Origin of the sequence: Testudinibacter sp. 'clade 2' (genome assembly GCF_006227735.1) — a bacterium.
Lineage (GTDB): Bacteria > Pseudomonadota > Gammaproteobacteria > Enterobacterales > Pasteurellaceae > Chelonobacter.
In genome coordinates this window covers 22189-29570 of sequence record NZ_VDHB01000117.1, presented here as the reverse complement: position 1 = coordinate 29570, position 7382 = coordinate 22189, and the positions used below count along the sequence as shown (strand labels likewise).

Annotated in this window: 7 protein-coding genes; all 7 read left to right on the top strand. The window is 44.5% G+C overall.

The genetic code is table 11. From position 1 onward, the window contains the following. The first annotated feature begins 173 nt into the window (after positions 1–173). The 7 genes from FHQ30_RS09455 (at position 174) to glyS (ending at position 7324) form a co-directional block, all read left to right on the top strand. Complete coding sequence (locus FHQ30_RS09455) at positions 174–1205, top strand: ElyC/SanA/YdcF family protein (protein WP_326480850.1); 1032 nt, start codon at positions 174–176, stop codon at positions 1203–1205. 13 nt (positions 1206–1218) lie between these two features. Further along, positions 1219–1716: a YbhB/YbcL family Raf kinase inhibitor-like protein gene (locus FHQ30_RS09450; RefSeq protein ID WP_139611237.1), complete on the top strand. Its 498-nt coding sequence runs from the start codon at positions 1219–1221 to the stop codon at positions 1714–1716. Positions 1717–1858: 142 nt separating this feature from the next. Further along, positions 1859–2767 carry a glycine--tRNA ligase subunit alpha gene (gene glyQ / locus FHQ30_RS09445; protein ID WP_139611238.1) on the top strand — a complete coding sequence of 303 codons (909 nt, stop codon included), beginning with the start codon at positions 1859–1861 and terminating at the stop codon, positions 2765–2767. Between the two features lie 25 nt (positions 2768–2792). Further along, positions 2793–3056: a hypothetical protein gene (locus FHQ30_RS09440; protein WP_139611239.1), complete on the top strand. Its 264-nt coding sequence runs from the start codon at positions 2793–2795 to the stop codon at positions 3054–3056. 4 nt (positions 3057–3060) lie between these two features. Then, complete coding sequence (locus FHQ30_RS09435) at positions 3061–4104, top strand: PDDEXK nuclease domain-containing protein (RefSeq protein ID WP_139611240.1); 1044 nt, start codon at positions 3061–3063, stop codon at positions 4102–4104. After that, complete coding sequence (locus FHQ30_RS09430; RefSeq protein WP_139611241.1) at positions 4105–5145, top strand: PDDEXK nuclease domain-containing protein; 1041 nt, start codon at positions 4105–4107, stop codon at positions 5143–5145. A 109-nt stretch (positions 5146–5254) separates the two neighbouring features. Next, positions 5255–7324: a glycine--tRNA ligase subunit beta gene (gene glyS, locus FHQ30_RS09425; RefSeq protein ID WP_139611242.1), complete on the top strand. Its 2070-nt coding sequence runs from the start codon at positions 5255–5257 to the stop codon at positions 7322–7324. Positions 7325–7382: the final 58 nt, after the last annotated feature.

Here is a 7382-nt window from a genome sequence, read left to right as displayed (position 1 = left end):
TTTGTTAAATAAAATTGAAGTGGGTCATACTCATTTATTAAAAAATAAACAGGTAATACGATTGGTGTTAGGATAAATTGTCATCAATTTTTTAGGAGGAAAACATGAACTATTTGGATAAATTCAGTAAATTTATGGCCGTTTTTACGCTGTCATGTTTCAGTTTTGCTGCGATGGCCGCTCCAGAAAAGATCGAAACGCTACAGCCGCAAATGAATTATGAGCAGCTGGTCACCCAGCGGCAGGTTGTTGATGATTTACTAGAGCAAGCGGTGATTTTTCAAAAATCTCCGGCGAGAGTTTCTGATGCCGGATTTACTGCCAAGTTGCCGAGCAATATGGAAAGCATTGCCACACTGTTGCTGCAAGCTTATGAATTAGAGCCATATCGGGTTGATTTTTTGTTCGGCGCGGCGAATGCCAATATTTATAACGGGAATGTTGAACAGGCGATTGAGCTGTATAAGCGAGTTTTAGATGTTGCTCCTGATGATACTAAAGCCCATATTTATTTGGCGACGTGGAATCGTTTTAGTAACAACAAAAAGGAGAGTGAAGAATATTTTGAACGGTTAAAAGAATTATCGCCGGAAAAGGCAGCAGTATTAAACAAAATGTTTGCAACTATCGATCGTATTGCGCAGCAACCTATTGTAGATAAGTTAGATGAGAAACTGCCGCCGCAATCTGCTATTGTGACTTTAGGATATGTGCTTCATCCCGATGGCAGTATGAATGATATTTTGATCCAACGTTTAGAAAAAACACTTGAGCTGGCTAAGCAGAACCCGAATACGTTGCTGATTGTCACCGGTGGCGTGCCAAAAAATAATAAAACCGAAGCCAATTTGATGAAGCAATGGTTAATAGAACATGGCGTTGCCAGCAAGCGGATTTATGCGGATAACTATGCTAATTCAACGGTAGAAAATGCCTTGTACTCGCGTTATGCCTTGGCAAAACATGGAATTAAACATGCGGTTTTAATTAGTTCAGGCAGTCACGTGCGTCGTGGCCAGACGTTATTTGAAATAGCGACTTGGGAATCAGGACCTAAAGATATTCAATTTCAATCGGTGGCAGCATTAGATAAACCGCTGGATGAGCTGCAACAAATCAGTGCCAAGGATCTATTGGGTATTTATCGTGATAGCCTTCGGGTGATAGGTTTACCGATGTTTAATAGTGGCGTATTGCAGGATTAACGGAGGAGTAAATATGAAAGTCAGCAGTTCAGCGATTAAAAACGGGTTTTTTGAGGATAAATACGGCAAGCGGGGCACGCAATTCAGTCCGAACGGCATGCCGAACTATTCGATTCCGCTGGACATCAGCGATGTGCCTGCAGGCACAAAGTCGTTTGCGTTGGTGTTGGAAGATAAAGATGCGGTCGGGGCGGCGGGCTATGTGTGGATTCATTGGCTGGTCGCCAATCTGCAGCGCACATCGTTGCCGGAAAACGACAGCATTTCCGCTACCGATTATGTGCAAGGCAGAAATAGCTGGTCGGGAAAATTGGGCGGCTTATCGGCGGAAGAAGCCTCGTTTTACGGCGGCATGGCGCCACCGAATGCGGATCACCGTTATGAGCTTTATGTCTATGCACTGGATTGCGAATTGGATTTAGCACCGGGTTTCGGCTTTAATGATCTCCATTTTGCGATGCAGGGGCATATTCTTGATCGGGCTTATCTGGTTGGGGTTTATACGCTTTAATCCGCTTAAGATTGAATTAAAGTGCGGTCAGCAGCAATCTCTGACCGCACTTTCGCATTTTCAGTGTGCAATACCATGACCTTTCGCCTAAATTCAAGTATAATGTGTGCCATTTTCTCTTAACCATCAGCGATAACTAAACATGAGTTCAACATTCAACGTAAAAACCTTTCAAGGTATGATTCTCGCCCTGCAAGAATACTGGGCAAACGTGGGCTGCACGGTGGTGCAACCTTTTGATATGGAAGTCGGGGCGGGCACGTCACATCCGATGACCGCACTTCGGGCGTTAGGGCCGGAGCCGATGGCATTTGCCTATGTGCAGCCGTCGCGTCGTCCGACCGACGGGCGTTACGGCGAAAACCCGAATCGTCTGCAGCACTATTACCAATTCCAAGTGGTGATCAAACCGTCACCGGATAACATTCAGGAGCTGTATTTAGACAGTTTGAAAATGCTTGGTTTTGACCCGACGCAGAATGATATCCGTTTTGTGGAAGACAACTGGGAAAATCCGACGCTGGGCGCCTGGGGCTTGGGTTGGGAAGTGTGGCTGAACGGCATGGAAGTGACCCAGTTTACCTATTTCCAACAAGTGGGCGGTCTGGAGTGCAAGCCGGTGACCGGCGAAATTACCTATGGTTTAGAGCGCTTGGCGATGTATATTCAAGGTGTGGACAGCGTGTATGACTTGGTGTGGTCGGACGGTGCGTTGGGCAAAACCACTTATGGCGATGTGTTCCACCAAAACGAAGTGGAGCAATCGACCTATAACTTTGAATACGCCAACACCGAATTTTTATTTTACTGCTTCGAACAATACGAAAAAGAAGCGCAGCAACTGTTAGCATTGGAAAAACCGTTGCCACTTCCGGCTTATGAACGTATTTTAAAAGCAGCGCACAGTTTTAACTTGTTGGATGCACGCAAAGCGATTTCGGTGACCGAACGCCAGCGCTATATTTTACGCATTCGTGCGCTGACGAAAGGCGTTGCTGAAGCCTATTATGCCAGCCGTGAAGCCTTGGGCTTTCCGGGCTGTAAAAAATAAACTGCAATAAAGAAGTAGGTAAACAATGACCAAGCCAGTTCTGTTTTTCGCACACCTTTGCCCCGACACCGAGCCGTTTGTGGCGGAGTTAGATGCCTTAAAGGTGGAGTATGAAAGCGTGAATATTTTTGAAAGTATGGCAAATTTTAAACGCTTTTTAAAACTGCGTGATATTGACCGCACTTTTGATGAGGCGAAACAAAAGGGCTATATCGGCATTCCGGCACTGTTGATGGCAAACGGCGAAATTATTCTTGAGCTGAATGAATTAAAACGCCGATTGGGTTAAGTCTATGAATTCACTGCAAACGACCGAGCAGCAATTAATCAGTAATATTGCGAATATTATCACCGCAGCACGCCAGCAAGTGCGGCAGACGGTGAATATCGCGATGGTGCAAAGCTATTGGGAAATCGGACGTTTGATTGTGGAAGACGAACAACAAGGTGAACAGCGTGCGCAATACGGAAAACATCTGTTACAAGAGATTTCGCACCGCTTAACGGACATGTTTGGTAAGGGATTTGATGTTACCAATTTACGCAATATGCGCTTGTTTTATTTAGCGTTTCCAATTCGAGACGCAGTGCGTCTCGAATTGAGTTGGACACATTATCGAAGTTTAATTCGCATTGAAAACCCACAAGCGAGGCAATGGTATCAGCAAGAAGCGATTGAAAATAACTGGTCTTCTCGAGCCTTAGATCGCCAAATTTCGGTTTTATATTACGAACGGTTATTGGCAAGTCAAAATAAAGCCTTGGTTACGCAAGAAGCGGAACAAAAAACTGAACCGTTAAAAGAAAGCATTCACGATTATCTGCGTGATCCCTATATTTTGGACTTCTTGAATTTGCAAGATAAAACCTATCAAGAAAACCAGATTGAACAAGCGATTATTAGCAATTTGCAAGATTTTCTGTTGGAACTCGGTAAAGGTTTCGCCTTTGTCGAACGACAAAAACGCGTACGGTTTGACGATGAAGATTTTTATATTGATTTGGTTTTCTATAATTTCAAACTGAAATGTTTTTTATTGATTGACCTCAAAATCGGCAAATTGAAGCATCAAGATATCGGGCAAATGGATACCTATGTGCGTTTATATGACGAGCAATTTAAAGGCGAAGATGATAACCCGACCATCGGCTTAGTCTTATGCAGCGAACAGAGTGAAGCAGTGGCGAAATATTCGGTGCTTGCCGACAGAAAACAGATTTTCAGCTCAAAATATGTCGCATATTTACCGACCGAACAAGAATTGGAACGGCAATTGACGACTAGTGTAATGCAAGTGCGAGAAGCAGCGGCAATGTATAAAGTAAAGTATAACTAAATGGATAATAACCTGTTAATTTCAGTAGAAAATTCACAAATCTTTGTGAACGAAATCAGTGAATTGATCCAATCGTCAAAACAGCGAGCGGCGGTTGCTGTCAATGCGGAATTGACCTTATTGTATTGGCATGTTGGGAAGCGGATCAATGAATATGTTTTACAAGGTGATCGTGGAGATTATGGTCAGCAAGTTATTACGATATTAGCTAAAAAATTGACAGAACAGTTCGGCAAAGGTTGGGGACGTACCCATTTATTATATTGTATAAAATTTGCAGAAATCTTTTCAGATATTGAGATTGTCCACGCACTGCGTGGACAATTAAGTTGGACGCATTTTAAAACCTTGTCGTATATTGAGGATCCATTAAAGCGAGAGTTTTATGCCACGATGGCGGCACAAGAATGCTGGTCTACTCGAACCTTAGATGAGCGAATCGGTTCGTTATTATTTGAACGGACAGCGATTTCTAAAAAGCCCGATGAAACCGTTATTCAAGAGCTTAATTTATTAAGAAAGCAAGGGCAGTATAATCAATCTTTGGTATTAAAAGATCCCTATATTTTGGATTTTTTAGAGTTGAATGATCGGTATTTAGAAAAAGATCTTGAAGATGCTATTTTGCGAGAAATAGAACAGTTTTTATTGGAACTGGGAGCAGGATTCACTTTTATCGCACGGCAGAAACGTATTCAGATTGATGAAGATGATTTTTATATTGATTTACTGTTTTATAATCGCAAATTAAAGCGGTTAATTGCAATTGAACTGAAAACAGAAAAATTTAAACCTGCGCATAAAAGCCAAATGGAATTATATTTGGCATGGTTGGCAAAATATGAACAGGAAGAAGATGAAAATCCACCATTGGGCATTATTCTGTGTACTTCAAAAAAGCAAGAACAAGTAGAATTATTGGATTTAAAGCAATCGGATATCCATATTGCTGAGTATTTAACCGTATTACCATCTAAAAAGTTATTAGAACAGCGATTGCATTTGGCAGTCAAAAAAGCAAAACAGCGATTTTCCCATTAATAAAGCCTCACTTCCGCCTTAAAATAGGTATTAAAGTGCGGTTTTTAATAGACTATATTTGATGAATAAAACGTGGTTAAGCTACGTTAAGTTAATAAAGAGAACAAAAATGACAACACAAAATTTCCTGGTTGAGATCGGCACTGAAGAGTTGCCACCGAAGGCGTTGAAAAAATTGGCAACCGCATTTGCCGAGAATATACAGCAAGCCCTAACTCAAGAAGGCTTAGCCTTCGACAACGTAGCCTGGTTTGCCGCACCTCGTCGTTTGGCGGTGAAAGTGAGTGCGTTGGCGACAGAACAGCCGAGCAAGCAGATCGAAAAACGCGGACCGGCAGTGGCGGCGGCGTTTGATGCCGAAGGCAAGCCGACCAAAGCGGCAGAAGGCTGGGCGCGTGGTTGTGGCATTACTGTGGAGCAGGCGGAGCGAGTCGCCAGCGATAAAGGCGAATGGTTGTTTTACCGCACGTTGGAAGCCGGCAAGCAGACCAAAACGCTGTTGATCGATTTGGTTGCCAATGCGTTGGCTAAATTACCGATTGCCAAGCCGATGCGTTGGGCAGACAAAACCGTACAATTTATCCGCCCGGTGCATACTGTTACATTGTTATTGGGTGATGAATTGATTGAAGGCGAAATTTTGGGCGTAGCGAGTGGCACGACTATTCGCGGACACCGTTTCTTAGGCGAACGTGAATTCCAAATCAGCCATGCCGATCAATATCCTGCGTTGTTAGCGGAAAAAGGCAGCGTGATTGCCGATTTTGAGCAGCGTAAAGCCTTAATTTTGGCAAAAGCGCAAGAAAAAGCGAGCGCACTTGGCGGCGTGGCGGATATTGAAGAGGATCTGCTGGATGAAGTGACTTCATTGGTGGAATACCCGAATGTGCTGACCGCAACCTTCGAGGAGCGGTTTTTGGCGGTGCCGGCGGAAGCCTTGGTTTACACCATGAAAGGCGACCAAAAGTATTTCCCGATTTATGACAAAGACGGAAAATTATTACCGCACTTTATCTTCGTTTCCAATATCAATCCGCAAGATCCAACGGCAATCATCGAAGGCAACGAGAAAGTGGTGCGTCCACGTTTAAGCGATGCGGAGTTTTTCTTCAAAACCGACTTAAAACAACATTTGGAAGATAACTTGCCACGTTTGGAAAGCGTATTATTCCAACAGCAGCTTGGTACGTTGCGTGACAAAACCACACGCATTGAGGCATTAAGCGGCATTATCGCAGCACAAATTGGTGCGGACGAAACCCAAGCCAAACGTGCCGGTTTGCTGTCGAAATGTGATCTGATGACCAATATGGTATTTGAATTCACCGATACCCAGGGAGTGATGGGCATGCACTATGCCCGTCATGATGGCGAAGACGAAGCCGTCGCAGTGGCATTGAACGAACAGTATATGCCACGTTTTGCCGGCGATGAACTGCCGCATAGTTTAGTGGCGTGTTCGGTGGCGTTGGCGGATAAATTGGATACCCTGAGCGGCATTTTCGGTATCGGGCAACACCCGAAAGGCGACAAAGACCCGTTTGCGTTGCGCCGTGCCGCCTTGGGCGTGTTGCGGATTATCGTCGAGAAAAAACTGCCGTTGGATTTACAACAACTGGTTGAAAGTGCAGTGGCATTATACGGTGATAAGCTGAGCAATACCAACGTGGTGGCGGACGTAGTGGACTTTATGCTCGGTCGTTTCCGTGCCTGGTACCAAGACGAAGGTTTTAGCGTGGATGTGATCCAAGCAGTGTTGGCACGCCGTCCGACCAAACCTGCCGATTTTGACAAACGCGTGCGCGCGGTGACACATTTCCGCACCTTAGATTGCGCCGCAGCGCTGGCAGCCGCCAACAAACGTGTATCGAATATTTTGGCAAAAGTGGAAGGGGAATTACCGACTGTAGTCAACCGCACTTTGTGCCAAGATGCAGCGGAAATTGCGTTGGCGGAGCAAGTGACGGCGTTGCAACAAAAATTGCAACCGCTGTTTGCCAATGGCGATTATCAAACCGCACTTGAGCAGCTAGCCGCCTTGCGCCAGCCGATTGATAATTTCTTCGATAATGTGATGGTGAATGCCGAAGATCCGGCGTTGCGCAACAACCGCTTGGCGCTATTGCACAATCTGCGTGAATTGTTCTTGCAAGTGGCGGATATTTCGTTGTTGCAATAATTTTATTGAATATTGGAAATAAAACCGTGTCGGCGCAGTCAGCACGGTTTTATTGTAG